The sequence below is a fragment of the Paenibacillus hodogayensis genome, assembly GCF_039536325.1.
GTDB classification, from domain to species: Bacteria; Bacillota; Bacilli; order Paenibacillales; family NBRC-103111; genus Paenibacillus_AB; species Paenibacillus_AB hodogayensis.
Window position 1 is genome coordinate 72973 of sequence record NZ_BAAAYO010000010.1, and the last position, 26157, is coordinate 99129.

At 58.5% G+C, this 26157-nt stretch carries 22 protein-coding genes; 6 read left to right on the forward strand and 16 right to left on the reverse strand.

Features of this window, described 5'->3' with window-relative positions; genetic code table 11:
* Nucleotides 1-13: 13 nt before the first annotated feature.
* The 3 genes from spoVAD to ABD796_RS19545 are packed head-to-tail and all read right to left on the reverse strand — an operon-like array spanning nt 14 to nt 2418.
* A complete protein-coding gene (spoVAD, locus tag ABD796_RS19535; RefSeq protein WP_344910748.1) occupies nt 14-1030 on the reverse strand; it encodes a stage V sporulation protein AD in 1017 nt (338 codons plus the stop codon).
* 2 nt (nt 1031-1032) lie between these two features.
* Nucleotides 1033-1509 (reverse strand): stage V sporulation protein AC, encoded by a 477-nt coding sequence (spoVAC, locus tag ABD796_RS19540; protein WP_344912891.1) that lies wholly within the window; start codon nt 1507-1509, stop codon nt 1033-1035.
* Nucleotides 1510-1557: 48 nt separating this feature from the next.
* Nucleotides 1558-2418: a DUF421 domain-containing protein gene (locus ABD796_RS19545; RefSeq protein WP_344912893.1), complete on the reverse strand. Its 861-nt coding sequence runs from the start codon at nt 2416-2418 to the stop codon at nt 1558-1560.
* Between the two features lie 161 nt (nt 2419-2579).
* On the opposite strand from ABD796_RS19545, the gene ABD796_RS19550 reads away from it, so the two are divergent.
* Nucleotides 2580-2786 carry a DUF1657 domain-containing protein gene (locus ABD796_RS19550; RefSeq protein WP_344910751.1) on the forward strand — a complete coding sequence of 69 codons (207 nt, stop codon included), beginning with the start codon at nt 2580-2582 and terminating at the stop codon, nt 2784-2786.
* Between the two features lie 270 nt (nt 2787-3056).
* Here the strand turns inward: ABD796_RS19550 and ABD796_RS19555 are convergent, their stop codons facing one another.
* A complete protein-coding gene (locus ABD796_RS19555) occupies nt 3057-4238 on the reverse strand; it encodes an MGDG synthase family glycosyltransferase (protein WP_344910753.1) in 1182 nt (393 codons plus the stop codon).
* A 251-nt stretch (nt 4239-4489) separates the two neighbouring features.
* Here ABD796_RS19555 and ABD796_RS19560 point away from each other — a divergent pair, with 251 nt between their 5' ends.
* From ABD796_RS19560 to ABD796_RS19575, 4 genes are read left to right on the forward strand one after another with little or no spacing between them, the layout of a single operon-like run.
* On the forward strand, nt 4490-5536 hold the full coding sequence (locus tag ABD796_RS19560; protein WP_344910756.1) for a sensor histidine kinase: 1047 nt from the start codon (nt 4490-4492) through the stop codon (nt 5534-5536).
* Nucleotides 5537-5579: 43 nt separating this feature from the next.
* Nucleotides 5580-6125 carry a SiaB family protein kinase gene (locus ABD796_RS19565; RefSeq protein WP_344910757.1) on the forward strand — a complete coding sequence of 182 codons (546 nt, stop codon included), beginning with the start codon at nt 5580-5582 and terminating at the stop codon, nt 6123-6125.
* An 11-nt stretch (nt 6126-6136) separates the two neighbouring features.
* Entirely contained in the window at nt 6137-6526 is a 390-nt protein-coding gene (locus ABD796_RS19570) for a DUF1987 domain-containing protein (RefSeq protein WP_344910759.1), read from the forward strand.
* A 1-nt stretch (nt 6527) separates the two neighbouring features.
* Complete coding sequence (locus tag ABD796_RS19575; RefSeq protein ID WP_344910762.1) at nt 6528-8384, forward strand: SpoIIE family protein phosphatase; 1857 nt, start codon at nt 6528-6530, stop codon at nt 8382-8384.
* 83 nt (nt 8385-8467) lie between these two features.
* Here ABD796_RS19575 and ABD796_RS19580 read toward each other — a convergent pair whose 3' ends face one another.
* The 7 genes from ABD796_RS19580 to ABD796_RS19610 form a co-directional block, all read right to left on the reverse strand.
* The gene (locus ABD796_RS19580; protein WP_344910765.1) at nt 8468-9202 is read right to left on the reverse strand and encodes a response regulator; all 735 of its coding nucleotides are present in this window, start codon (nt 9200-9202) and stop codon (nt 8468-8470) included.
* A gap of 91 nt (nt 9203-9293) precedes the next feature.
* Complete coding sequence (locus ABD796_RS19585; protein WP_344910768.1) at nt 9294-9641, reverse strand: hypothetical protein; 348 nt, start codon at nt 9639-9641, stop codon at nt 9294-9296.
* A 7-nt stretch (nt 9642-9648) separates the two neighbouring features.
* The gene (fumC, locus tag ABD796_RS19590; RefSeq protein ID WP_344910770.1) at nt 9649-11040 is read right to left on the reverse strand and encodes a class II fumarate hydratase; all 1392 of its coding nucleotides are present in this window, start codon (nt 11038-11040) and stop codon (nt 9649-9651) included.
* A 155-nt stretch (nt 11041-11195) separates the two neighbouring features.
* Nucleotides 11196-11903: an SGNH/GDSL hydrolase family protein gene (locus ABD796_RS19595; RefSeq protein ID WP_344910772.1), complete on the reverse strand. Its 708-nt coding sequence runs from the start codon at nt 11901-11903 to the stop codon at nt 11196-11198.
* A gap of 21 nt (nt 11904-11924) precedes the next feature.
* A complete protein-coding gene (locus tag ABD796_RS19600; protein ID WP_344910775.1) occupies nt 11925-13856 on the reverse strand; it encodes an ABC transporter ATP-binding protein in 1932 nt (643 codons plus the stop codon).
* A 51-nt stretch (nt 13857-13907) separates the two neighbouring features.
* Nucleotides 13908-14882: a Gfo/Idh/MocA family protein gene (locus tag ABD796_RS19605; protein WP_344910777.1), complete on the reverse strand. Its 975-nt coding sequence runs from the start codon at nt 14880-14882 to the stop codon at nt 13908-13910.
* 352 nt (nt 14883-15234) lie between these two features.
* The gene (locus tag ABD796_RS19610; RefSeq protein WP_344910779.1) at nt 15235-18261 is read right to left on the reverse strand and encodes a glycoside hydrolase family 2 TIM barrel-domain containing protein; all 3027 of its coding nucleotides are present in this window, start codon (nt 18259-18261) and stop codon (nt 15235-15237) included.
* A gap of 135 nt (nt 18262-18396) precedes the next feature.
* Here ABD796_RS19610 and ABD796_RS19615 point away from each other — a divergent pair, with 135 nt between their 5' ends.
* Nucleotides 18397-19269 (forward strand): AraC family transcriptional regulator, encoded by an 873-nt coding sequence (locus ABD796_RS19615; protein ID WP_344910782.1) that lies wholly within the window; start codon nt 18397-18399, stop codon nt 19267-19269.
* An 89-nt stretch (nt 19270-19358) separates the two neighbouring features.
* On the opposite strand, the gene ABD796_RS19620 is transcribed toward ABD796_RS19615, so the two are convergent.
* From ABD796_RS19620 to dgoD, 5 genes are all read right to left on the reverse strand, one after another.
* Nucleotides 19359-20279, reverse strand: coding sequence for an AraC family transcriptional regulator (locus ABD796_RS19620; protein ID WP_344910785.1), 921 nt, complete (start codon nt 20277-20279; stop codon nt 19359-19361).
* Between the two features lie 82 nt (nt 20280-20361).
* Nucleotides 20362-21750: an extracellular solute-binding protein gene (locus tag ABD796_RS19625; protein ID WP_344910789.1), complete on the reverse strand. Its 1389-nt coding sequence runs from the start codon at nt 21748-21750 to the stop codon at nt 20362-20364.
* Nucleotides 21751-22105: 355 nt separating this feature from the next.
* Nucleotides 22106-22981 carry a sulfurtransferase gene (locus ABD796_RS19630; protein WP_344910792.1) on the reverse strand — a complete coding sequence of 292 codons (876 nt, stop codon included), beginning with the start codon at nt 22979-22981 and terminating at the stop codon, nt 22106-22108.
* 278 nt (nt 22982-23259) lie between these two features.
* Nucleotides 23260-24675, reverse strand: a complete 1416-nt coding sequence (locus tag ABD796_RS19635; RefSeq protein ID WP_344912895.1) for an ABC transporter substrate-binding protein — start codon at nt 24673-24675, stop codon at nt 23260-23262.
* 316 nt (nt 24676-24991) lie between these two features.
* Nucleotides 24992-26140, reverse strand: a complete 1149-nt coding sequence (gene dgoD / locus ABD796_RS19640) for a galactonate dehydratase (RefSeq protein WP_344910796.1) — start codon at nt 26138-26140, stop codon at nt 24992-24994.
* Nucleotides 26141-26157: the final 17 nt, after the last annotated feature.

The window sequence follows — 26157 nt, forward strand, 5'->3', positions numbered from 1 at the left end:
AAAATGATCCATCTTAACGGCTCCTTTCGCTCTCGAATGCAACGGCGTGCGCGATACACGGAATGCTTTCCCCTTGCTGGAAGCTAAGCGGGGACAATAAAGCCCCGGTGGCAACGACGAGCAGACGGTTCAGCTCCCCGCTTTGCAGCTTTTTCAGCAGATGTCCGTACGTAACGACCGCCGAGCAGGCGCAGCCGCTTCCCCCTGCCTGCACCGACTGCTTCTCCACGTCGTAGACGAGCAAGCCGCAATCGGTATAGTTCGTCTGCTTGATCGGCACGCGATGCTTCTCGAACAGCTCGCAGGCGATGGAATAGCCGACGGACGCCAAATCACCGGTCACGATCATGTCATAGTGCCCAGGCTCGATAGCGAGATCGCGCAGATGGGCCTGGATCGTATCGACCGCTGCCGGAGCCATCGCCGCCCCCATGTTGAACGGGTCCTTGATGCCCATGTCGACGACCCGGCCGATCGTGGCGGACGTGATGCGCGGCCCGTGCCCGTCAAGTCCGAGTACCGCCGCTCCCGAGCCGGTAACGGTATACTGGGCGGTCGGCGGTTTCTGGGAGCCGTATTCGGTCGGGTACCGGAACTGTTTCTCGACCGTGCAGTTGTGGCTTGCCGTAGCGGCCATGGCATGCTTCGCGCAGCCCGTGCTGACGAGCAGTGATGCCACGGCCAAGCTTTCCATCGAGGTCGAGCAGGCTCCGAATACGCCCAGGTACGGCATGGTCAGCGTACGGGCCGCAAACGTGGCCGATATAATCTGGTTCATCAGATCTCCCGCCACGAAGCACTGGATGTCTCCGTTTTGCAGGCCGGCATTTTCCACCGCAAGCTTGGTCGATTCTTCGAGCAGTTTCCGCTCCGCCTTCTCCCAGCTGTCCTGCCCAAGCATCAGATCGCCGTGAACGATATCGAAATCGTCGACGAGCGGACCTTCGCCTTCGTCCGGGCCGACAACGGTAGCGGTCGACAAGACGACGGGGGGTCTGGCAAATTTCCATGTCTGGTGTCCTGTCAGCATGGTCAGCCTCCCTCCAGACCGAGCAGCATATGGATAATGCCGATGACAAAGGCCGCCACCGTACCGAATACGATGACCGAACCGGCCAGCTTGAACATGTTGCCGCCCGTGCCGAGAACGAGCCCTTCGCTGCGGTGCTCGATCGCCGCCGAGCACATCGAGTTGGCAAAGCCGGTAACCGGCACGGCGGTTCCCGCTCCTGCCCATTGGGCCATTTTGTCGTATAAGCCGAAAGACGTCAGCACGACCGATATAAAAATAAGCACGGCCACCGTCGGGCTGCCCGCCGTTTTCTCGGTAAAGCCGAAATAATGAATGAACATTTCCATCAGCAACTGCCCGATCAGACAGATCGCTCCGCCGGCGACGAACGCTCTCAGGCAGTTTTTTACGACCGGCCGCGGAGGCTCCTTCTTTTTGGCGAGCGCCTGGTATTCCTGCTGAACCGGGGTAAACTTCTTCTTTTTTTGGGCGGCCATCGATGCCATGCGCATTGCTCCTTTTTACTTCGATATCGCTTGCCTTTTTTAACGCTTCAAATAGGGCTCGATTTCCTCGATCACGCCCTGCATTCTTTTGACGCAGCTCTCATAGAGCTTTCTCGGCTTGTTCTGATCCGTCGCCAGCGCGAACAATTCGAGGTCGGCCTCGCACTTGCGCAGCGTCGCCCACAATACTTCGCGCTGGCTCGGCTCGGGCACCTTGATCTGGTCGTCGTACAGATCCACGGTCAGTTGTCCGTAGCCGTCGACCTGAGCCAGATAGACGTTTTCGATCGCAACGCCTAGTTTCTCCAGTTCGGTGCCCAGCCATCCGCGGCTGAAACCGGCCGTTGCCAACGGCTCGTCCATCATCTCGCCGTCCATGATGACCGTTTGCGGCTCCTGCTCGTTGGGAACGCGAATTCCCAAACTCTTGGGCGTTAGCGGCTGGTTTTCCTTGGTCATCATGACGCTGACGTTGCCGTCCGTCTCAAGCACGGCGAATTCGACGTCGGCGACGCGGAACGCGTTCTTTTTGCGCAACTCCTCAAGCAGCTCGTCCGACGTGAACATCGACTTTTTCAGATTGTCCTCCAATACTTTGCCGTCCTTGATCAGCACCGTCCCTTTCCCGTCGAACCAGTCGCGAACGAGCTTGCTTTTGAGAGACAGCTTTTCCATCCCGAGCGGGATCAGCGTCCAGACGAGAATAGCCGCGACGCCCAGCATAAAATGGCTTTCGACCTCCAGGGAAATAAAGCCCGCCACTTCACCGAGTGTAATTCCTACGATATAGTGAAAAAAATTTAACTGGGAGAGCTGCTTTTTGCCCAGCAGCCGGGTCATCAGGAACATCACCGCAAGGGCGGCGGCGGACCTCCATACAATGTGAATCCAATGCGGCATCATCGTTCTCACCGGTTCTTTCTGTATTAGATATGTGATCGTTGTTGTTCGACACCCTTATTATTAGTAAAAGAAACGGTTGCTTTACGTGTAAATTTTTTACAGATATGAGAGCTGAAAAAATGGGAATAGTATGTGTTGGAAAGGGAGGTGAATGGAACATGACAGTAGCAGCTCAAGTCAAAACTTGTCTCGCTTCTTTGAAAAGCGCGCAAGCGAGCTTGGAGCAATTCGCTCTCAGCACGCAAAATCAGGACGCCAAAAACGTATTTACGTCTTGCGCTCAAACGACGCAGCAAGTCGTCGACCAAATCAGCTCCCGCGTCTCGCAATTGGAAAACGAAGAGCCTCAATACAAAGGCTTCTAATCCGCACTCCAAGCATCGCAAACAGCCGCCAGTCATCCCGCTTCGGGGTTCTGGCGGCTGTTTGCCGCTGTTCTTTATTCGCTTTATACGCAAACCATGAGCACGATCACCAGCAAAATGAACAGGACAAGCACCAACACGCTCCAGGGCATGAAATCAAGCTCCCATCATCGTCGGACTTCTCCTCCATTGTATGTCGGGAGCCGGCAGTCGTGCCGGGACATCGGCCTATAGGGGCTACCGTCTTCTCGCGACACCTTCGGAAACTCGTCAGACGCCCATGCGGAACACTGCGTTCTTCCAAGACGCAACCGGCATATGCCGAGCCATCACAATGGCCTCCAACGCCCGGTAGGAAGCCGTTTCCGTATGCATCGCGTCCATAAAGCCACGCATTTCCTCAAGCCGCCCCTTGTGCCGCAGCAGGCTCGCCACCAGGCTCAGCAGTTGGCTTTCGTCTTCCGCGCGCAAGGCGACCCCGGAGCCGGTCAAAAATTCGGCATTATCTTCTTCCTGCCCGGGCAGCGGCCGATACAGCACCATCGGCAGCCGCATGGCGATGGCCTCCGACGTCGTAAGCCCTCCCGGCTTGGTCACGATCAGATCGGACGCCCCCATATACTGCTCCATATTACGGACGAATCCGGTAATTTTCACATCATGGCCCGGCACTTCGGCTTGCAGCCGCTCCTCCAGCTTATGCTTCAGCTTCTCGTTGTGCCCGCAGACGACAACGACCTGCAGCGCGCGGTTTTTGGCCGATTCGATCATGAGGCGGACGATCCCTTCGTTCATCATGCCGTACCCGCCGCCCATCAGCAGCAGCACGGGCCTGTCGACCTCAAGACCGAGCCCGGCGCGCAGTGCCGGGCGATCTGCAGCTATCGCGCCTGTGCTGAACGGCGGGCGGACCGGAATGCCCGTCACTTCGATGCGGCTGTCCGGCACGCCGGACTTGAGCAGTCCGCGGCGTACCTTTTCCGAGCCGACAATATATAAATCCGTTCCCGGTTGAACCCAATAGCTGTGGTCGGTATGGTCGGTGATGACGGTTACCGTCGGAATGTCCGTCATCCCGGCGAGCTTCAGCGCCGACATGGCGGCGGCGGCAAGCGGGAAGGTGCTGACGACGACTGTCGGGCGGACTTCCTCCAGCAGCTTGACGATGCGCTTCAGGCCGTACCAGCGCAGCCGGCTGCTCATCGAGGACAATGCCGTCCCTTTGCGGGTATGACGGAACAAGTAACCGTAGACGGAAGGAAATTTCTGCACGCCTTGATGAAAGACGGTCTTGCTGATGCCGTGCAGCCGCGGAAGCGTCCATTCGATAAAATCGACGATAACCGGCTCCGTATCCGGTCGGGTCAATTCGCATGTTTCCAGCAGTGCCTGCGCCGCTTGTTTATGGCCTTCGCCAAAGGGCCCGGACAACAACAATATTTTTCCATTCATCTTCTTCACACGCCCCATTCAATAGCTTATGGCTTCATCATAACGCCTCCGGGCCGCTCTTCGATACAGACCGTCGGCGTATTCGTTCCCGTACCTAGGTCCAGTTCGCGTCCCGGTCTCCGCCGAAACGGCCTGTACGTCCCTTTTACAAAGTATACAGACCGAAGTTTAAGTTTTATGCCCGGAATTTCTAAATGTTTTCTTAACGCTATGCTATAATTGTCACATTCGGATTACGGGAGGGACGTACGGTGGACTTCGGCGCACTATCCGAGCAGGACGTGTTTTCCGAGGAGCTTCGCATCCTGGACGCCGCCAAATCGGAATTGGCGGCTGGCAAGCCTCCGGAAAGGCCCCAAATGGAGCAGCTTGTCAAAGATTACGAAAAGCTGCTGAAAACGACGATGAAGCTATCTCGCATCAGCGACATTCAAGGCCGAACCTTGAAGGAGCGCGAGCAGGAGGTGAAGCTGGCCAAGGCGGAGCTGGACAACCTGGAGCAGCTGCGCAGGCAGCTGATCTCGGATATCTCGCATGAACTGCGTACCCCGATTACGTCCGTGCAAGGGTATGTCAAAGCTTTTCTGGACGACGTCATTCAGCCCGATGCCGCCTATTTGACGATGATCTACCAGAAGCTGCTGACGATCAATCAGCTTATCGCCGATCTGTTCCAGCTATCAACCTTGAAGGCGAACCGGCTTCCGCTTCATTATAAAGACGTTCCCTTGCGGCAATGGTACGCTTCCCTGCAGGGCAAGCACGCGCTGGAAGCGAGCCGGCAGGGCGTCGAGCTGATCGTCGAGCCGGAGCTGCATGTGGAAGCGAGGGGCCACTTGCACCCGGACGAGATCGTCGTCCATATCGATGCAATCCGGATCGAGCAGGTGGTGACGAACTTGCTGGACAATGCCTTGAAATTTACGCCGGCGGGCGGCACGATCCGCATAGCCGGCCGTCTTTCGCGCGTCGCTCCGAAGGCGGCAACGTTGTTCCTCCCCGATATCGACCGGGATGCGGACCGTTTCTGGTTTACGTTGACCGTGGATGACACTGGCGAAGGAATCGATCCCGAAGACATGCCTTATTTATTCGAACGCTTCTTCCGCGCCCGGCGGCCGCAAGGCGAAGCGGAAGACAGCGGGGCCGGCCTCGGGCTTGCCATCTCGAAGGAAATTATCGGCCGGCACGGCGGGCAGATCGGCGCGGATAGCGAACCGGGACACGGCAGCCGCTTTCATTTTTCGCTGCCGGCTTACGATATATGCGGGTTTCTGGAGGACGACCCGCGCCGGTGATCAGACAAGCTTGCATCTAAATGAGTCCAAGGAGGAACGCCGCATGATCCATACGTTACTTCACATCCAGAACGTGCTGCGCGACAACGGCATCCTGATCAGTTTTGCCGGTCGCCTGTCCCAAGGCTTGATTGAAGAATACGGGACGGCCGTCAAATCTTATCTAGAGACGGAGCAGCGTCCGCGCAACGAAATTTTCGATATTTTCTCGATTTTTATCGAGCAGACGCAGAACATTAAAAACTACTGCTCCGTCAAGGAGCAAAGCCCCTTCTCCGACACGATCGCAAATTCGTGCATCGTCACGATCGGGAAGACGGCCGGCGGCTATTACGTCTGCTCCGGCAATGTCGTGGACAATACCGAGCTGGGCACGCTTGTCTCCCGCATCGACGCCCTCGTTCCGCTGGATAAGACGGCTCTGCGGCGGCTATACAAGGAAAAGCTGCGCGAGGACCCGCCCACCGGCTGCACCGGCGCGGGAGTCGGACTCATCGACATCGCCCGCAAATCGCGCGAGCCGCTGGAATATACCGTAACCGAGCTGGACGGTCATTTATCGTTTTTCACATTGAAAGCGATCGTATAGGAGTGATGCAGATGCTACCATATCGTATTGAAGGAACGAAAAGCTCCCCTGCCGTCGATTTCGATCCGATCGCCAACCGATTATTCGTCAGCGGGCAATCTTATCCGGAAAACGCGTTCAAATTTTACGAGCCTATACTGGAATGGCTTTCCGCTTATTTGGCCGAGCTGCCCCGGGAGACGGAGACGGTCGCCGAGTTCCAGATTCCGTACATGAACACGAGCAGCACGAAATGCCTCATGATGGTGCTGGACAAGCTGGATACCGCTTACGCGGACGGGCACTCGATTCGCGTCAGATGGATATGCAACCCCGACAACGAAAGCGAATTCGAATGCGCAGAAGAGCTGAAGGAAGATTTGAGCCTGCCCTTTGTCATTACCGCCCAAGAGGTCGAGTAGCATGAAGGAAACCGGACCCTCCAGTCGTTCGGCCTTCCGCCATCATCCGTTATACGATTCCAGCGTCGCCAAAGTGTCGGCGTTCGCAGCCGTTCTGCTCGTCGTCTCGATTATTTTGATCGGCGCGATATCCTACGCCATTACGAGAGGGCAATCGGTCAAAAAGCTGAAAGAAAACGATCTCGTCTATATCGGCAGCTCGATCTCGGCCAAAATCAGCGGCACGATCGAGCGGGCGCTGGAGACGTCGCGTCTTATGGCGAACGACCATGAAGTGAAGCAATGGATTGTCGGCGGGGAGAAGCAGGACGGCAGCGAGCGGGCCGTCATGGACAAGCTGAGCGCGCTGAACAAGGAGCTTCAATACGACAACAGCTTTATCGTGACCGCTCCAGCCGGCCATTATTACGCGGAGAACGGCAAGCTCATCGACATCATGTCCCCTGAAGACCCTGACGACAAATGGTATTACGACTATTTGAAAACCGGCAAGACGCTCGACCTTTCGATCGATTACAATGCAGAGCGGCAGGATACGTCCGTATTCGTCAACGCTTTGATGCAAGCCGAAGGCAAGCCGATTGCCATCGTCGGAGTCGGCTTCAGCCTGCGCGATATGTCCGCCAAGTTCGCCGATTACAAATACGGCGAATACGGCAGTCTGTGGCTGACCGATTCCACCGGCAGGATTTATTTGTCGGAAGAGCTCGATCAGAACGGCAAAAATATCGCCGACTTTCTGCCTTCCGACACGGCGCGGGAAGTGATCGCCAAGCTGGACCAAGAGCAGAGCGTGTTGGACTACAAGGGCGAGAACGGCCGGATGAACGATCTGATCCTGCTGCCGGTTCCTTCCACCGGTTGGACCTTGGTCGTCTCCGTGGACCGGAACGAGGCGATTTCGTATCTCAAAACGATTCAGGGGCAGACGGCAGCCGCCGTAGGAATCGCCGTATTCTCCGTGCTCTTCTTCTTCAGCTACACGTCGCGCCGGCTTGCCGACCCGTACAAGCGGGCCGTCACCCTCAATGTGGAGCTGGAACGGCAAATCGCGCTGAGGACGAAGGAGCTGGCCGAACAAAACGAAAAGATGCTCGACAGCATCGATTATGCCAGCCGCATCCAGCAAGCCGTGCTTCCGTCGGCCGCCGAGCTTGCCGCGGCGCTTCCCGATCATTTCGTGCTATGGAAACCGCGAGACGTCGTAGGCGGCGATTTTTACTGGGTCCGGCAAGTGCGGGAAGGCGTGCTCGTAGCCGTCGGGGATTGCACGGGACATGGCGTGCCGGGCGCGTTCATGTCCATTATGACGGTGTCCATGCTGGACCAGATCGTCAAGGGCGGCGGTACGTGCGAGCCGGCCGACGTGCTGTCGCAGCTGAACCGTTCGATCAAGCGGACGCTGAATCAGATAGGCAAGGAAGGCTTGACCGACGACGGTCTCGATATCGGGCTATGTCTGTTGACGGAGCGGGGCGTAACGTATGCAGGGGCGGGATGTTCGCTTTATATCAGGAAGGCTGAAGGACTGGTGGAGATCGAGGGGAACCGCAAATCGCCCGGCTACCGGAAGACGCCCGACGATTACGCGTTCATCGCCGCGCACGTCGAAACGGCCCCGGACGATAGACTATATATCGCTACGGACGGCCTGACGGATCAGAACGGAGGAGAGAAAGATTATTCGTTCGGGAAAACCCGGCTGAAGCGCTGGCTGGAGGCCAACGCCCATTTACCGCCGGAGCGGCAGAAGCTTCTGCTGGAGGAGGTGCTGGCGGAGTATCGGGGGGCGGAGCCGCAGCGCGACGATATTACCGTATTCGGCTTCCGGTCGCCTTATCGGACCGATTCGCCATAGCCCCGATCGGGACAAACGCCGTGCCGGACCTTGGGAGGGCGTTCCCGTGGATGATCCGACTGGCTTTCACGAGCGGGGCGCGGTCAGCGGGGACTAGCTCCTTCGTACCGGTAGCCCATACCCCGTACGCTGACGATATAGCGCGGCTCGGCAGGGTTATGCTCCAGCTTCTTGCGCATATTGTAAATGTGCACCATCACCGTACGCGGATCGTCGTTGCTGTCCCTCCCCCATACTTGCTCGTACAGTTCGGAGGCGGAGAATACTTCGCCCGGACGGTTGGCCATGTACGCAAGAAGCTGAAACTCCTTCGCCGAAAGCCGCACTTCCTCGCCGTCCGCATGGACGGTCATTTTTTTGGAATCGATATAAATTCCTTCGACCGGTATGGTCTGCTCGGCCATTCTTGTGCCGACCGCCGAATTCTGGTAACGGCGATAGATGGGCGCACGGCGCATGTTCGCCTTCACCCGGGCAACCACCACCGCCGGATCGAATGGCTTCGGAATATAGTCGTCCGCCCCCAGATTCAGCCCGTGGACGATATCCTCCGATTCGCCGCGCGCGCTGACGAACACGATCGGAACGTTGGAGACGCTGCGTATTTGTTCGCAGACTTCCAGACCGCTCATCCCCGGCAGTTGAATGTCGAGCAGGACCAGACTGGGCTGCGTTTCCTCGAATTCGCGCAATGCGGACAGCCCGTCCACCGCTTCGACGGTCACAAAGCCGTTTTTACTTAAGTAGAGCCTGAGCAGCTCGCGGATTTCGTTGTCATCCTCGACGATCAGCACGGTTGCATGATCCGCAGAATCCACTACCGTTCCCTCCCCATCATGCTGGCAATCCCCCTTCATTGTACCATCTTGGAAGTGGATTTCATATCCATGCGGCGGAAACGACGGTGAATTACAGCGCCTCGGAAAATTCGACGTCGATCAGCAGGGAGCCGTCGGGGGAACTCGAGACGAGCAGCGGCAGATCGCCGCTTTCATCGGCGAGTCCTTTGCAGCGGACGGTCAAGCGGCATGTATGCTTGCCCGTATCCCGCTTGAGCTTCATCGAGAAGCGCCGTATCGCTTCGATCAGCTCCTCGTACGGCTCCTTATCCTTTAGATCGAACAGAAAAACGTCCGCAGACAGCTCCAGATCGTCCTCCGACTGCCGGACGGCGACTGTGGCCGTCCATGGCTTGGCATAGCTATGCTCCAGCTGAAAGCCGTACAAATCCCCGGTAATGGGAAGGGCGTTCCACATGATAAGCTCACTCCTCCTTCGGGCCGATCATCTGTTCGGGACGAACGACCTGGTCGAACTGCTCGCCGGAGAGGAGACCGCTTGCGATCGCCGCTTCCCGCAGCGTCAGCCCTTCCTTATGCGCCTTCTTCGCCACCTGGGCGGCCTTCTCGTAGCCGATATGCGGGTTCAGCGCGGTGACAAGCATAAGCGATTGCTCCATATGATGGCGAATGACCGTCTCGTTCGGCTCGATGCCTACGGCGCAATGATCGTTGAACGAATGCATCGCGTCGGCCAGCAGTCTGGCGGATTGCAGGAAATTGTAAATGATGACCGGCTTGAACACGTTCAGCTCGAAATTGCCCTGGCTCGCGGCGAAGCCGATCGCCGCATCGTTGCCCATCACCTGGCAGACGACCATCGTCAGCGCTTCGCTTTGCGTCGGGTTCACCTTGCCCGGCATAATCGAGCTGCCCGGCTCGTTCTCAGGAATGGAGATCTCGCCAAGACCGCTGCGCGGGCCGCTGGCCAGCCAACGCACGTCGTTGGCGATCTTCATCAGATCCGCGGCGAGAGCCTTGAGTGCGCCGTGCACGTAGACCAGCTCGTCGTGGCTCGTCAAAGCGTGGAACTTGTTGTCCGCCGAGGAGAACGCCGTCCCGGTCAATGCGCCCAGCTCCTCGGCCACAAGGGCGCCGAAACGGGGGTGCGCGTTGATGCCGGTTCCTACGGCCGTGCCGCCGATGGCCAATTCCCGCAGCGCCTCGGCGCTTTGACGGACCATCCCTTCGGTCTTCTCCAGCATCCGCTGCCAGCCGCTGATCTCTTGGCCGAGCGTCAGCGGGGTCGCGTCCTGCAGATGAGTCCGGCCGATCTTGATCAGATCGCGGAACGCCTCGCTCTTGCCGCGCAGCGTCTCCTTCAGCTTGGCGATCGCCGGCAGCACGTTGTTCTCCACCGCCAGCAGGGCCGCGACGTGCATCGCCGTCGGGAACGTGTCGTTGGAGCTTTGCGACTTATTCACGTCGTCGTTCGGGTGAATGCGCTGCTCGCTGCCCTGTTCCGCCAGCAGCTGATTGCCGCGGTTGGCGATCACTTCGTTGACGTTCATATTGGACTGCGTGCCGCTTCCGGTCTGCCAGACGACGAGCGGAAACTGGTCGTCCCAGCGCCCGCCGGTTATTTCGTCCGCAGCCGCCACGATCGCCGCTGCCTTCTCTTCGCCGAGCTTGCCTAGCTTGCGGTTGGCCAGCGCGGCGCTTTTCTTCAGCAGAGCGAAGACGCGGATCAGCTCGATCGGCATCAACTCCCCGCCGATCTTGAAGTTTTCGAAGCTGCGCTGGGTTTGCGCCGCCCATAGCTTGTCCGCGGGAACCTTCACTTCGCCCAGCGTATCTTTCTCGATTCTGTATTCCATCGCTATAGTCCCTCCCGTGTATCGTGTATGCTCCATTATTTCCTTGCGGCGGAATCGTTATCCTGCTATCAGTTTATGTGATAATGATTATCATTGTCAAATATTAAAAACCTTCGCCGCAACGTCCTTGGACGGCATACGGCGAAGGTTTCGGTTTAAATTTCGTCGATCACAACTTCGTCCAGCTTGCTCCGTATGGAGCGGAACAGATGGTCATGACCGTTCTGAGTAAAGTGGAAGGAATCGTAAAACCAGCCGGAAATGTCGGTTCCCGATCGCCATACCGATTGGATATCCTTCTCCGCATCCGCCAGAAGCAAGCCCCGCTCGGCTGCGATCGACCGCAGCGTATCGTTGTACCGGGCGAACGGCTCCGGATAGGCCGTGTCCTCCAAAGGCTGTTTCCAGCCGTACGTTTCGCCCGATACGGCCGATACCGGTCCGCTCGTCCACAGCAGGCTGGCGCACCCGATCGCTTCCGCCTTTTCCAGCATGAGCTCGATGTTTGCCCGGTATGCTTCAACCGATATCGGCTTCCTCCAGTCGTTAATGCCGAAATTCAAAATGAGCAAATCCGGCTTCAGCTCGCCAACTCCTTTGTCGAACCCGTCCAGCCCTTGCGCGCTCGTCCAGCCGCCTTTTCCCGAATTGTGCACCGTAGCACGCTCGTTCATCTGTTGCAAATGTCTTCTTAGCTGCGATACCCATGAACCGTGGATCAGATCCGGGTTCAGGCCGTTCTCTCTCGCCTCGTGCCAGCCTTCGGCGACGCTGCCGTAAGTCCAACTGTCGCCGTAAGCGACTACGGTAACGGGCTTCCTCTCCAGCAAATTTCGTTTCCATGTCAGACCGGGTCCGCTCACACCTTATCTTCCTTCCCGCTCCTACGAGAGCAGCATTTGCTTGATTTCGGTTGGCCGCATGGCCTTCAACTGCTTCTCGTACAGCTCCTTGTACAAGCCGCCCTTGCGCAGCAGCTGCTCGTGCGTGCCGGTTTCGGCGATCCGCCCGTTGTCCATGGCGATGATCTGATCCGCACGCACGACGGTCGCCAGGCGATGGGCAATGACGAAGGTCGTGCGGTTTTTCATCAAACGGTTGAGCGCCTCGGTGACCAGCTCCTCGGACTCGGCGTCGAGCGCCGACGTGGCCTCGTCGAGAATCAGGATGCGCGGGTCCTTCAGCAGGGCGCGGGCGATGGCGAGCCGCTGCTTCTGACCGCCGGACAGGCGCACCCCGCGCTCGCCCATCACCGTGTCGTAGCCCTTCTCCCACTTGCTGATAAACTCGTGGGCGTTCGCCGCCTTCGCCGCCTCGTACACGTCCTGCACGGGAGCGTCCGGACGTCCATAGGCGATGTTCTCGTAAACGGTGCCCGAGAACAAAATGTTATCCTGCAAAACGACCGCAATTTGCTTGCGCAGGTCGTGCATGTCGTAATCCTTAATGTTTCGCCCGTCCAAATAAACGGCGCCCTCGTCCACGTCGTAAAAGCGCGGGATGAAGTTGATCAGCGTCGACTTGCCCGCGCCGCTCGGTCCGACAAGGGCGATCACCTGGCCGGGCTTGGCGTGGAAGCTGATGTTTTCCAGCGCTATCCGCGACTCGGTCGTCGTCGGCAGCGGGTCCGGCTTCGTTTTCGGCGGAATCCAATAGAACGATTTCGGCGGCTTTTGCCGTTCGACAATGTCCGGATCGAAGCTTTTGCCGTTTTTGGACACAGGAAGCTCCGTCTCGTACGTAAACGAGACGTTATCGAAGCGGATATCGCCGCGGCATACCGGAAGCGGCAGCGGATTGTCGGCATTTTTCACATCGGGCTCGATGTCCAGCACCTCGAATATGCGCTCGATGTTCGTCATGGCGTTCTGAATCGTCACGTTGACCTCGGCGAATCGCTGGATCGGCCCGTAGAGCTGGCCGAGAAAGCCGTTGAAGGCGATCAGCGAGCCGATCGACAGCTCTCCCTTCAGGACGAGCGCGCCGCCTACCGACCACGTGATCAGCGTCCCGGAGTAGCCTACCGTCTGGGAGATGCGCCCCAACGTATTGGACAGGATCTGGGTGGACATCGAATGGTTGACGTGCTGGTCGGACTGCTTGTCGAACCTCTCCAGTTCGGTTTGCTCGCGGTTGAACGACTGGACGATCTTCATCCCCGATATGCGTTCCACCAGCACCCCTGAGATGCGCTCCATCTGGCGGTTGACGGAGCGGGACGCAAAGCGGATACGCACGTTCAGGTTCGTGAAGCTCAGGTAGTAAATCGGCAATATCCATAATGAGAGCAGCGCGAGCTTCCAGCTTAACGAGAACAGGAAGAAAGCGGCGAAGACGACCATAATCAGGTCGAAGGCGACGTTGATGACGTTCGAGCCGACCAGATTTTGCGCCCCGTTGACGTCATTGATCACCCTGGATAAAATGCTTCCGACTTGTCTGCTGTCGTAAAAGCGCTGCGACATCTTCTGGATATGCTCGTACAGCTGGCGCCGGATGCCGGCTACCATGCGGCTGCCGAGCCGCGACATGACGTTGTTGCGTATGAATGTCACGATGACGCTCATCACATACAGCGAGGCGAAAATCGTCACGATCTGTCCGAGCGACCAGCCGGAATCGGCCTGGCCGAGCACGTCGTCGATCATGATCTTCATCAGCCACGGTCCGGTGAGCGGAACGATGAACTGCAGCAGGCCCAGAATGACGATCGCCAACAGGTAGTACCTGTACGGCTTGACGAATTGCAAATACCGGCGGACCAGTCTCTTGTTGGCCGGATCGAGCGTCTTCTTGAAGTCACCCGCGTTTTCCACGCTTGTGTTCCCCCTTGTGCGGCCCATGGTCCCGCTTGCTGGCGGACAGGGTCAGAGCTTGATACGGGAGGCGCGCTTATCCGATTCGAATAGCGCGTCCATTGCCCGCGCTTGCGTAAGGATGGGCAGGCCGCGATCTTCCATCGCGCGTCCGGCTAGCACCAGAGCGGCGAAGTTTTCCGCTTGCAGGCGGAACGGCTCTACCCGGCTTGTCGTGAACGATGTCGTGTCTCCATTTACAGTTACTTCCAGCGTAATCGTCCGCGCGTCGGCGTACTGTTTGACTTCCAGTTCCCCGGCCGTACCCCGGATGCGATAGCCGCAGCCGTAAGGCAGGTCGAGGGCGCCCGTCATATGGGCCACTCCGCCGCCCGGAAACAGCAGCGTGCCGGCAAAACGCACATCGACGCCGTCAGCGCTGCTGCGCATCATCTGCGAATCGACGTATTCCGGCTCCTCGCCGAAGTGAAAGCGACTCCAGGAGACGAGATAGCAGCCTACGTCGTACAGCGCTCCACCGCCCCAATCGGCGTTCATGCGGGTGCTCTGGGCAGAGGCCTGGAACGAGAAATTGCCGGTAAACACCGCAGGCTCGCCGATTTTGCCGTCAAGTATCGCCTGCCGCGCATACAGATGCCCTTCCATCGTCCGCCAGATGAACGCTTCTTCCGCCCGCACGCCGTGCTTACAAGCCAGCTCCACGATCTCCGTGGCGTCTTCGGCGTTCAGCGCGAACGGCTTCTCCAGCAGCACATGCTTGCCCGCCTTAATTGCCTCGATCGCCCATTCCTTGTGCACATGGTTGAGCAGAGCGATATAGACGGCGTCGATGTCCGGGTCGTCCAGCAGCTCCCGATAGCCTGCATAGGCTCTCGGCACGCCGTACAATTCGGCTGCCTTGCGGCTATTCTCTATCGTCCGGCCGGCTACGCCGAGCCATTCGCCGTTTGCCGCTTGGCTTAAGGCAGGTCCCCCTTTTCCCACGATATTGCCGGTTCCGAGAACGCCAAAGCGCAATACTTTCATCTGTGTTCCTCCCTGGTTACGTATAATGTCGTTGTCAACCTATACAGTTCCAGACCGGCGAATGTTTTCCTGCCTCCATCCATCTTTTTCCTACTCATTTTAATGGACCCGCACCGACTTGTGAAGATTGCTGGGAGGGGGGGAGCCGCCTTATGGCGACAGGACGGTTCATATGGAATACATTTTCCCCCTTCTGCTTCAAAATGCTTATTATTTTGAGCATGGAGAGGGGATTCGGTCAAAACGGGCGTCCTTCCCGGAAAACAAAACAAGGCGGGCCTGTTCGCCTCGCCTTGCCTTGCATGCGGCTTTCGCAGGGAATAGCACGCCTAGTCGGTCCGGTCTGCCGCCGTTATTCGTCTTCCTTGAAAATAGGCTTTATCGTCAGCTCGAACGCGAACTGCTTCTCGTTCAGCCCGTATTGCGGCAGCAGCTGCGGGCCGCAGGAGTTCGATCCGACGCCGCTCATTTTGTAATCGAGGTGCACGATCGTCTCGTCCCTCCGCTTCAGCTCGTAGGCATGGGCCGCCGCCGCAAGATCCGCGGGCGTATAATGCGAAGCGTTGAACGAGAAACCTCCGGGGGATGCGAATTGCAGCCCCATGCCCAGCGCGCTCGAGACGATCGCCCATTCCGTGCCGTAGCGCGATCCCGTCTCCTGCGGCTTGATATATGGCTGGGACATGCCGTCGACGGTCGTCGCATAACGGCCCTTGCGCACGCTTTGCCGCTTGTCGATATAGCTCTCGTGCGGGCCGAAACCGTAATAGTCCACTTCTTCGTTTCCTTTCGGCATCGTCAGTTGCAGGCCGAACCGCGGCAGGAAGCCAAGGCCGTCCCGGACCGTTACGCTCGTATGCAGCGCGGCCTCTCCCGTTCCGTCGAACCGCCAGGTGGCAACCCCGTGAAGCAGCGGGGGCTTCGAATACCCGCCGAGCGAAAACCGGACGACGACCTCGACCGCCGTATCGCCGGACTTGCTCCAGCTGCAATCGTACACTTTCGCGACGGCCCGGTCGATCCCTTCGCCGCTCCAGCCGCTCTTCACGCGCATATCGTTGTCGGTCGGAGCGCGCCAGATAGCGAACTGCGCCGGCTCCGTCAGCATGCGGACGCCGTGCCTGGAAAGCTGCGAGACCATTCCGGACTCCAGATCGAACACGTGCCGGAAGTCGAACCCTTCGATGACGAGCAAGTCGCCGTCCAACGAAGTTTCGATGGCCCCTCCCCCGCATGCCGTAACGTCCGTCGCGGCAACCGCGACCGGCAGCTCCAACTGGGCGAAGGCGATCTCGTACCCGAACTCCGCCCACCGCGTCCGCTCCTTCAGCCGGAAGGAGAGCGTCAAAACCGGCGCAGGCGAAGCCGATTCGGGCAGCGTATACGGCAGCGCGACCGTTTGCGACTCGTGCGGGCCGGCATCCAGCTGCCAGACGTCCCCTTGACTCGTCACCTCTCCGCCGATCTCGACCGTCCAATGCAAGCCGATATGCGACAGATCGGCAAAATCGTACAAATTCGCAACCCGTACACGGCCTGCCGCCAAATCGTCCGCCTCGACACGAATCGGGGCAATGACCGCCTTCAGCTCGAGCAGTCCGACATGCGGCTTCCTATCCGGCGAGACGAGCCCGTCGATGCAGAAGTTGCCGTCGTTCGGCTTATCGCCGAAATCGCCGCCATAAGCGAAGAACGGAATGCCGTCCGGCGTCGCGGTCGCGATCCCGTGGTCGCACCATTCCCATACGCAGCCGCCCATCAGCAGCGGATATATGTAGATGACGTCCCAGTAATCCTTCAAGTCGCCGGGACCGTTGCCCATCGCATGGCTGTACTCGCACAGGAACAGAGGTTTCGTATGGTCTCCGTTCGCGGCGTACTCCTCGATCGCCTGCACGGACGCGTACATACGGCTTTCCATATCGAGACAGGCGGTGTCCTCCGAGCCCTTGTAATGCGGCGCCGCCCCTTCGTAATGAACCGGCCTGGAGTGGTCTCGTCCTTTCGTCCATTCTGCCATGGCGATATGATTGGCGGCATAGCCGGACTCGTTGCCCATCGACCAAATGATGACGGAGGCGTGGTTTTTGTCCCTCTCCACCATACGCACCGCGCGCTCCACGAATGCTTCCTTCCAGTCCGGATCGGCGGACAGCTTATGGAAAGCGCCCTCCGCCCAGCCGAAAGCCGAGCCGACGCCGTGACATTCCAGATCGGCTTCGTCGATCACATAAAACCCGTATTCGTCGCATAAATCGAGAAACCGCGGATCGTTCGGGTAATGGGAGGTGCGGATCGTATTGATGTTGTGCCGCTTCATCAAGTCCAGGTCGCGGATCATATGGGAGACCGGAATCGTCTGCCCGAGCGAGGGGTGCGAATCGTGCCGGTTGACGCCCTTCAGCTTTACCGCTTTCCCGCTGATCGTAAAGACTCCATCACGAATGGTGACCTCGCGGAAGCCGACGCGAAACCGCAGCACTTCGCCGCCCCCATACAGGTACAGCTCGTACAAGTAAGGCTGTTCGGCATTCCACAGGATCGGCTTCGTGACCGGAAGCGCGAGTTCTCCCTTGCCGTCGATCTCGGCTTCGGCCCTCGCGACCGGGTTGCCGTCCGCATCCCTCAATTCGGCGGTTACACGCACCAGGCCGGTCGTCTCGACTTCCGTGCGCAACACCGCCTCGCCGAAGCCGTCCGACAGCTCCTGGCGGTTGAACGCGTCGCGGATATGCGCCCGCTCCCGGGCCAGCAGGTAGACGTCGCGGAAAATGCCGGAGTACCTCCACAAGTCCTGGTCCTCCAAATAAGTCCCGTCGCACCATTTCAAGACGAGCACGGCCATCCGGTTGAGTCCGGGGCGCACGTGGGCGGACAGGTCGAATTCCGCCGGCACCCGGCTGCCCTGGCTGTAGCCGACGAAAGCGCCGTTCACCCACAGGTAGAAGCAGGAGTTCACGCCCTCGAAGACGACGAACTTGTCTTTGTCCGCCCACTGCTCGCCGATGCGGAAATCGCGGATATACACACCGGCCGGGTTGGCGTCCGGCACATACGGCGGGTCGAAAGGAATCGGGTAGTTGATGTTCGTATAATGCAATTGGTCGTATCCGTTCGTCTGCCAGCAGGACGGTACGATCAGCTCGTCCCACGCTCCGGCGTCGAAGCGTTCGTCCCGGAACGCCGGGTCGACCTGCCTGACGCCGGGATGGTAACGGAATTTCCAGGTCCCGTTCAGCGTCTGGTAGAACGGAGAGCGGCCCCTCTTGCCCGCCTTAGCCGAAGCTTTATCCGCGTATGGAATATAATGCGCTCTCGGCGCTTCCCGGTTCACCTGCAGCAGGCCGGGATTTTCCCAATAGTTGTCGATCCGGTTCATCTTATCGCTCCTTGTCCGCGATTCCCGCGCTAGGCGGCTCTCTGAAATCATCGCATGCCCCCATTATAGTTGTGCTATACTGATTGACATACATCCAAAACGGACAATATCCCGCACAAAAAGGACATGATCGTTATGACCGATCCGCATATCCCCATCCTCCCGCTGCGGACGAACTTGCACCGCCCGGCCGAATCGGACATCCCGTTCGGCGTCTATACCGTCGGAACGGAGCGGCAGACCGCGATTACGCGCATGAAAGGCTTTTCCGCGGATCAGCTGCATGTGACGTTCAGCGGAACCGGCATATTCCGCCCGCTCGGTCAGGACAATTGGGACATGATCGAGCCGAACACGCTGCTGTATATCCCGGCCGGATTTCCGCACGAATACGTGCCGCAAAGCGCCGAGCCTTGGCATGTCGGCTACGTCACGTTTATCCAGGAGCATGTGGGGGCGTTGGCCGGCTGGGGTTTCGGGAAGACGCCTTACCGGCATCGCCTGGGGGATACGGACAGGCTGCTGGCGCTGACGGAGCGAATCTGGTCGCATTCCGGCCCCGACTACGATGCCTGGCATTCGGCCGAGCTGCTGTTCGCCTTTTGCCTCGAATGCAAAAAGCAAACGGCCGCCGCTCCGCCGGAAGCCGCTGACGGCTTCGTCAAGCCGCCGCGCTACCGCGATTCCGTCGCGGACAGCGCCGTCCGGTTTCTGCACGACCATCTGCACCGCGAACTGACCTTGCCGGAGCTCGCCGCCCACGTCGGCTATTCGCCCAAGCATCTGAACCGGCTGTTCCGGCAGGAGCTGGGCGTAACGCCGATGCAATATTTGCAGCGCATCCGCCTGAAGACCGCCGCGCTGCTGCTTGAGGAGCAGCCGGGCCTGAACGTCCGCCAGATCGCCGCCCATATCGGCATGGAGCCGGATTATTTGACGCGCCTGTTCCGGCGCTTCTACGGGCTGACGCCCTCGGAAGCGAGAGCGCGCAAACAGCCCGGGGAGTAACGCTTCCCCGGGCCCGCTCCGTTTTTCGTACAGTATCCGCCAATTTGCCTGCTTGCTCCGCCACCGCCTTACCGGTCTATTCGTGGGCTTCAAGTGCTTTTGACGATTTGCTGGTCGACGATTTCCAGCTTGTCTTCGATCCGCAGCTCGACGATCTCCTTCATCCTCTGCCTGTATTGCAGCGGGGACAGTTGCTCGCTGGCGGCAAACCGCCGGCTTAAATAATGAACGCTCTGGAAACCGACCTTGGCGGATATTTCCGTAATGGACATTTCCGTATTCGCAAGCAGCTGCTTCGTTTCGTAAATGCGCCAGTTGTTCAAATACTGCATCGGCGTCAGCTGATATTTGCCGTAGAAGACGCGGCACAGGTGCGCACTGCTGACCGCAAGCTTCCGGGCGAGCTCCTTGAGCACGATTTTGCGGTCGCAGTTCGCATGAATATAGCGGATCGCCCGGCCGGCCAGGTCGTCGCCCGCCTCGGCTTTGACCGGAAGACGCTTGGCCGCCGGCTCCCGTTCCGCACCTTCGTCCGAGTGTCCCGCCGGCCCGGCTCCCGCTCCTTCCGCTTCCGCTCCGTACAACCGTCTGATGTTCATAATGAACTCGATGAAATGGGCCGTGATGATCTCCTTGAATTGCGGCCGGCAGTAAGTCGCCTCGTCCAGCATCGCTTCCAGAAGCAGCTTGATCTTGGAATGCGGAGCCTCTATGCGGATGGGCATCGCCTCCAGGCAAGCCTCCAGCTGCGAATCGCCGACAAGCGCCTTCACCTCGACGGTGCGGAGCGGTTGGGAAGCGTCCGAGACGAAGCTGTGATACACGCCCGGCTGAATGACGAACATATCGTGCTTGTTCATGCCGCAGACGGCTCCGTCCGCGCTTAGCGTTCCGCTCCCCCCGACGACGTACATCAGGTGGTGGAAGTTATGGCAGTGATTGACGACATGGCTTTCAAACTTGTACTTGCATCTGGAAATGGAAAGTACCTTGGTCGATTGGAAGCTCATTCGTATCCCTCCTCCCCGGCCGGTCCGGACGTCTCGGCAAGCAGGCGGATCGGCATGCGCAACGCGCGACTGACGGCGTTCGTCATCGCTTCGCCGTCTCCGGCTCCCGCACCGATAATTTTTCCGCCAGCTTGTCGCACAGCTCGTCATCGTCCAGCAGTCCCGCCCAATACGACTTCAATTGTCCGGCCAATACGCGGTTCATTCTCCACGGAACGTTCAGCTCGCTGTGCAGGCGGTAAGAAGCCACGATTTCGCGGTACAGCCCGTACCGGGCGGGGACGTTCATGGACGTCGGGTTCGAGGCCTCCCCGATCTGCTGCAGCGCGGGCACGCTTAACGTATAGGTGCGGATAAGCGTCTGCGCCCTCTCCGTCCCGAAGTACTCAGCAAGGATACGGGCCGCCTCCTTATGGCCCGAATCGCGACTCACGCCGAACCCGATCGCCATCGCCAGCGTACGCGGCTCGCCCATGTTGGGGACGGGCGATATATCGTACTCGAGCCCGGCGCCCCGGAACTCGTTCATGCCCATGTAGCTGGTCAAAATCATTGACACTTTGCCTTCCAGAAACAGCGCGTTGATCTCGTCGTTGTTCTCGGACAGATAGAACGGGAAAATGTCGCGGTCGCGTATAATCCGCTTGCCGAGCCGCATTCCTTCCAGCAGCGCCGTGCCGCGCAGCTCGCCCAGCCGTCCGTCCTCCCATTCGAAGCGCCCGCCGCTTTGCAAGAGGAACAACGGCCACCGGTTCTCGGACAGAAGATGGAAGCAAAACCCGAGCCGGTTGCCGCCTGACGACAGGACGGCGGCGTTTCTGGCCAAATCGTCCCACGTCCATCCCCCGTGAGGCTCCGGAAGCCGGCATTCACGGAAATGCGAACGGTTGTAGCAGAGCACGATCGGCGTAAAGATAGCCGGCAGCACATACTGAACGCCGTCTGCCCGGAAAGCCTCGTTCAGGAAAGGGAACGCCTCCGGCGCGCCGTCCAGCGGCTCCAGCATCGTCGCCCGGCCGTCTTCCCTCAGCTCCTGGAATTGGGTGGAGTCGATGGCGAACACATCGGCCTGACGGCGTTCGCCGTCGTCATAAAAGGAGGACAGCTCATTGTAAGAGATGACCTCTACGCGCACCCATGGATGCTGCCGGTGAAAATCGTCGAGAAGCCGGCTCAGACTAAAATCCCGTTCGATCGAATAGGTGCAGGCCAACGTCAAGCGCACCCGCGGGCGCTGCGCCGCGACGCGGTTGCCGACCCGGGGTATTTTCTCGATCAGCCCATCTTCCACCAGCTTCTCCATCCCTTTGCGCACCGATTTGTTGCTTAACCGGAAACGCTTCGCCAGCTGCGGCTCGGACGGCAAATACGAGCCGGCCGGGTATATCCCGTTCTCGATATCGGCCCGCAATTCGTCCGCCATCCGTTCCAGCTCGAGCCGAAACTGCTCGCTCGTCGGTTTTGCTTTCATGATCGCCGCACCCCATCTTCCTGTTCTGTTCCTCGCTCTTTTCGTAGTTCCCTTATCTCAGAACCTCGTACACCGTGATGTCTATTCCAGCAATGAAAGAACATCAATTTCACTGAAAACGTTTACCATATCCCCAATATAAGACATCACATCAGTGCTGTCAACACCATTTAAGTACACCACAATCATAAATAATGATATTATATACACCAGTTTAATATCTTATAGTGGACCTGACGATGACCGGAGACGGCCAATGGTTACGATACGGGGATTTTGACAATATACGGCCCATATTTCGGAGCATAAAAAGCGATGAAAACAAAAAAGACACCGAAGTTAGGTGTCTTCACGCTCAGACGATCTCCGTATCTTCCGCATTTCCCCACTCTTCCCACGATCCTTCATAAGGCCGGATGTCCGTAAAACCGAGCAGCCGCAGCACGAAATACGTGTGGGCTCCGCGCGAATTCAGCTGGCAGTAAGGGACGATCGGTTTGTCGGAAGCGACATTCAGCCGCTGAAACGGCCGCAACAGCTCCCCGTAGGACTTGAAAAATGTTACCCCGCTTGCCGGGTCCCGTTCAAGCGCTTCCGTCCACTCCAGGTTGACGGAGCCGCGGATATGTCCGCCGTGGCGGTTGTGGCGTTTGTTTTCCCCGGAATATTCCTCCGCGGATCGTACGTCGAGCAAGAGACTGTCCCGTATGCCGGACTGAATGTGCCGCTTGGTCGCGATCAAGCTTTCTTGCGCGCGCACATTCGTCAGGCGCCCTCTGGCGGGTTCCGGCACGACATTCGTACTCGGCTTCCCGGCCTCCTCCCATGCCGCGTATCCTCCGTTCAACAGCTTCACTTTATCCTTCAGCCCGTAATATTCCATGACATAAAAAAGCCGGGCCGCTGCGGGACCTCTCCCGTCGTCGAGTACGATGACGGTTGTATCGTCGCCGATGCCCGCGCTCTCCAACAGATCGCGAGCCGTCTCGGCCGCAACGACAGCACGGGCCGTGTCGTCCTTGAGACGCCCCTGATCGAATGAAATCGAACCCGGGATATGCCCTTGCGCATAGCCCTCTCTGCGGGCATCCAGTAAGACGATGTCCTCTCTCGCCGCATTGCGCTCCACCCAGTCGACATCGACCAGCAGGTGGCCGTTCGGATACGAATCGTTATACTCCGACATGTTCGATTTCACCGCTCCTTTTTGACCGATATTGTTCCGTAACATCCTGATGAATCGCCATCCATCGCCCCGCCTGTGTCAACCCGAACTTGGTAATGTAGCCTAATTGTACGGTCGCCCCCTTACATTGTCAACTAATCATAGTTATTTACTTGGTTTAATAGGATAGAAAGAATCCATCCCTTACGTGCAAGGTTGGATTCTTTCCATGGATACCATACCGTTTCAGATCTGACCTTGTACTAGATCACCCAGCCTTCCGTTTTGCTTACCGCGACCCACGTGGAGACGCCGAACGCCGACGCGAGGCGGTCATCGCTTTTTTACTTTCTGCCGCTCAAGTAGGTGTCGATATCTTTGTTCGCCTTCTCTTCCGCGGCGCGCAGCGCGGTGTTGACGTCCGCTCCCCCGATGATGGCGGGTGGAGCCGTGTCCAGGCCGTCCCATGCTTGCGATTCGTAAGCGGTCGTATTCGGCAGCTTGCCGAACGGGTACTGAAAGACGGCGGCGGTGTTCTTGCCCTGAAGCAGCGGCAGCTTCGTACCGAATTGCTGCCGGATCGCCTTATCCTTCAACACGCTGATCCGTCCGTTCTGCGAAAGGAGCAGCTGCGCCTCGGGCGACGTCGCGATGTAAGAGAGCGCCGCGATTGCCTGTTCCTTGTGCTTGCCGGCGGCGGAAGCGAGCAGGTAAAGGGGCTTGGCCGGACCGGACGTCTTCGGCTGGTCGGAGGAATACGGCATGGGCGCCAAATCCCAGTTCAAGCTGCCTCCCTCCTGCGCAATGAGGCCGTAAGCGGCCCCCATCCACTGCGGATAAATCGCCAGCCGCTTTTCCTTGAAAAAGTGCTCATGGGTAATTTTGTTGTCGGCACCCGTATCGACCCATTCCTTGACCAGAGACAGCGCCCGCTTCCAGCCTTCCGTCTGCAGGTCGGCCTTGCCGGTCTTGACGTTGAGGACGGGCAAGCCGAGCTGGAAGCCGACCGTATATAGGTCGCCCCATCTGTAGCCAACATATTGGACGCCCGCCTCGGTGCGGCTCAGCCTTTTTACCAGGCTCATCAGGTCCGTATAGCTCATCTCTCCGGTCGGATACGGGATCGCAAACCGGTCGAAAATATCTTTGTTGTAAAACATCATATATTTGTCCATATAGATGGGCAGGCCGTACAGCTCCCCTTTGGCTCCTAGCGCACGCACACCGTCCAGCGGGTCGGCTTCCATTCCGTTCAGATCGACCTTCGACTGCTTCAACGGCTCGTTCAGGTCAACCGGATATTTCAGATCGATCGCGGTGGACAGATTCGGATAATCGGTAATGACTAGATCGGGCACGCCCTGACCGGAGGTGATCAAATCCGGCAAAGAAGCTCCCGGCTTCACCTCCACGAACTCGATCGCGATGTTCGGGTACTTCTGCTTGACGGGAGCGGCGATAAACTGCTCGACCGCCTCCTTGGCCACCAGTGTATTGAACCACATGATTTTCAAGGTAACCGATTCCTTGCCCGCTTCCGGCGCTTTGCCCGGATCCGTTCCGGGCTCGGCTTTCGTACTCCCCTTGCTGCAGCCTGCCGTCATTGCTATTGCGGCGGCCAGCAGCGCGACCCTCGCCGCTTTTCCATTCCATGCCGTCATCGTCATGCTCGCTCTCCTCCTGCCATTGCTGGATACGACCTCGTTGCCCGGCAAGCGGGACGATCCGTTTCCGCATCGGACGTCCGCCGATTCAACCATCACGCGACATCCCCCTTGGTCATCCACATCCGTCCAGTCCGTTATGTAAGCGCCGTCATGAAACGCCGGCCCTGTTGACATCTCCCATTATATAAAGGATCGGTAACGGATGATTTAGTAAAAGCCGTCATTTTTTTGTACGCTGTTGATGTGAAAGGACCCTGATTAGGCGGACCGGCAGCAGGAAGAAGGGACTGCTTTCGCAGCGACTGCAAACCAAACAAAAGCGGCTGCTCGCGCAGCCGCTGTTCTCTGTTGGCGCTATTCTTTTGGCGCTATTCTGCTTGCGCTTCCGTTGCGCCAAGCATTCCGCCGCTTACCATTCCGCTACCGTACCGTCTTCCTGACGCCATACCGGGTTTTTCCACGAATGCCCGATCGCCGCCATCTCGCGTACTTTTTCCTCGTTCACTTCGATGCCGAGACCCGGACCGGTCAAATTCGCCACGAAGCCGTCCTTGTAAGCGAACACGGAAGGATCCTTCAAATAATCGAGCAGATCCGAGCCCTGGTTGTAGTGGATGCCCAGGCTTTGCTCCTGGATAAAGGCGTTCGGCGAGCATGTGTCCAACTGCAAGCACGAGGCGAGGGCGATGGGCCCGAGCGGGCAATGCGGCGCGACCGCGACATCGTAGGCTTCCGCCATGGCGGCGATTTTGCGCGTCTCCAGAATGCCGCCGGCATGCGACAAATCCGGCTGGATAATATCGACGATGCCCTGGGCAAGCAGCTCTTTGAACCCCCAGCGGGTGTACATCCGCTCGCCGGTAGCGATCGGACACGACGTATAGCGGGCAATCTCCCTCAAAGCCTCGTTATTTTCCGGGAGCACCGGCTCCTCGATAAACATCGGACGGTACGGCTCCAGCTCTTTGACCAATATTTTGGCCATCGACTTATGAACCCGGCCGTGAAAATCGATGCCGATGCCGATATCTTGGCCGACCGCTTCGCGGATCGCGGCAATACGGGCGATGGCCGCCTCCACTTTGACGTGCGAATCGATATAGTGCATCTCCTCGGTGGCGTTCATCTTAACCGCCGTAAAGCCGGCTTCCACCTGACGCTTGGCCGCTTCCCCCACATCGCTCGGGCGGTCGCCGCCGATCCAGCAGTACACCCGCGTCCGGTCGCGGCAAGCGCCTCCAAGCAGGTCGTATACCGGCGCGTTGTAGAACTTGCCCTTGATATCCCACAGCGCCTGCTCGATGCCCGATATCGCGCTGGACAAAATCGGCCCGCCGCGGTAGAAGCCGCCGCGGTACAGCACCTGGAATATATCCTCGATGCGCATCGGGTCTTTGCCGATCAAGTAATCGCTCATCTCCGTTACGGCCGCATGCACCGTATCCGCCTTGCCCTCGACGACAGGCTCTCCCCATCCCGAGATGCCCTCGTCCGTTTCGATTTTCAGGAACAGCCATCTGGGCGGTACCTTGAACAGCTCCAGCTTCGTTATCTTCATCCGACTTGCCTCCTAAG

Coding starts and splice junctions, on each gene's coding strand:
- spoVAD (WP_344910748.1), bottom strand. CDS start 1,030: ATGCTGACAGGACACCAGACATGGAAATTTGCCAGACCCCCCGTCGTC.
- spoVAC (WP_344912891.1), bottom strand. CDS start 1,509: ATGGCCGCCCAAAAAAAGAAGAAGTTTACCCCGGTTCAGCAGGAATAC.
- ABD796_RS19545 (WP_344912893.1), bottom strand. CDS start 2,418: ATGCCGCATTGGATTCACATTGTATGGAGGTCCGCCGCCGCCCTTGCG.
- ABD796_RS19550 (WP_344910751.1), top strand. CDS start 2,580: ATGACAGTAGCAGCTCAAGTCAAAACTTGTCTCGCTTCTTTGAAAAGC.
- ABD796_RS19555 (WP_344910753.1), bottom strand. CDS start 4,238: ATGAATGGAAAAATATTGTTGTTGTCCGGGCCCTTTGGCGAAGGCCAT.
- ABD796_RS19565 (WP_344910757.1), top strand. CDS start 5,580: ATGATCCATACGTTACTTCACATCCAGAACGTGCTGCGCGACAACGGC.
- ABD796_RS19570 (WP_344910759.1), top strand. CDS start 6,137: ATGCTACCATATCGTATTGAAGGAACGAAAAGCTCCCCTGCCGTCGAT.
- ABD796_RS19575 (WP_344910762.1), top strand. CDS start 6,528: ATGAAGGAAACCGGACCCTCCAGTCGTTCGGCCTTCCGCCATCATCCG.
- ABD796_RS19585 (WP_344910768.1), bottom strand. CDS start 9,641: ATGTGGAACGCCCTTCCCATTACCGGGGATTTGTACGGCTTTCAGCTG.
- fumC (WP_344910770.1), bottom strand. CDS start 11,040: ATGGAATACAGAATCGAGAAAGATACGCTGGGCGAAGTGAAGGTTCCC.
- ABD796_RS19605 (WP_344910777.1), bottom strand. CDS start 14,882: ATGAAAGTATTGCGCTTTGGCGTTCTCGGAACCGGCAATATCGTGGGA.
- ABD796_RS19610 (WP_344910779.1), bottom strand. CDS start 18,261: ATGAACCGGATCGACAACTATTGGGAAAATCCCGGCCTGCTGCAGGTG.
- ABD796_RS19615 (WP_344910782.1), top strand. CDS start 18,397: ATGACCGATCCGCATATCCCCATCCTCCCGCTGCGGACGAACTTGCAC.
- ABD796_RS19620 (WP_344910785.1), bottom strand. CDS start 20,279: ATGAGCTTCCAATCGACCAAGGTACTTTCCATTTCCAGATGCAAGTAC.
- ABD796_RS19625 (WP_344910789.1), bottom strand. CDS start 21,750: ATGAAAGCAAAACCGACGAGCGAGCAGTTTCGGCTCGAGCTGGAACGG.
- ABD796_RS19630 (WP_344910792.1), bottom strand. CDS start 22,981: ATGTTACGGAACAATATCGGTCAAAAAGGAGCGGTGAAATCGAACATG.
- ABD796_RS19635 (WP_344912895.1), bottom strand. CDS start 24,675: ATGGTTGAATCGGCGGACGTCCGATGCGGAAACGGATCGTCCCGCTTG.
- dgoD (WP_344910796.1), bottom strand. CDS start 26,140: ATGAAGATAACGAAGCTGGAGCTGTTCAAGGTACCGCCCAGATGGCTG.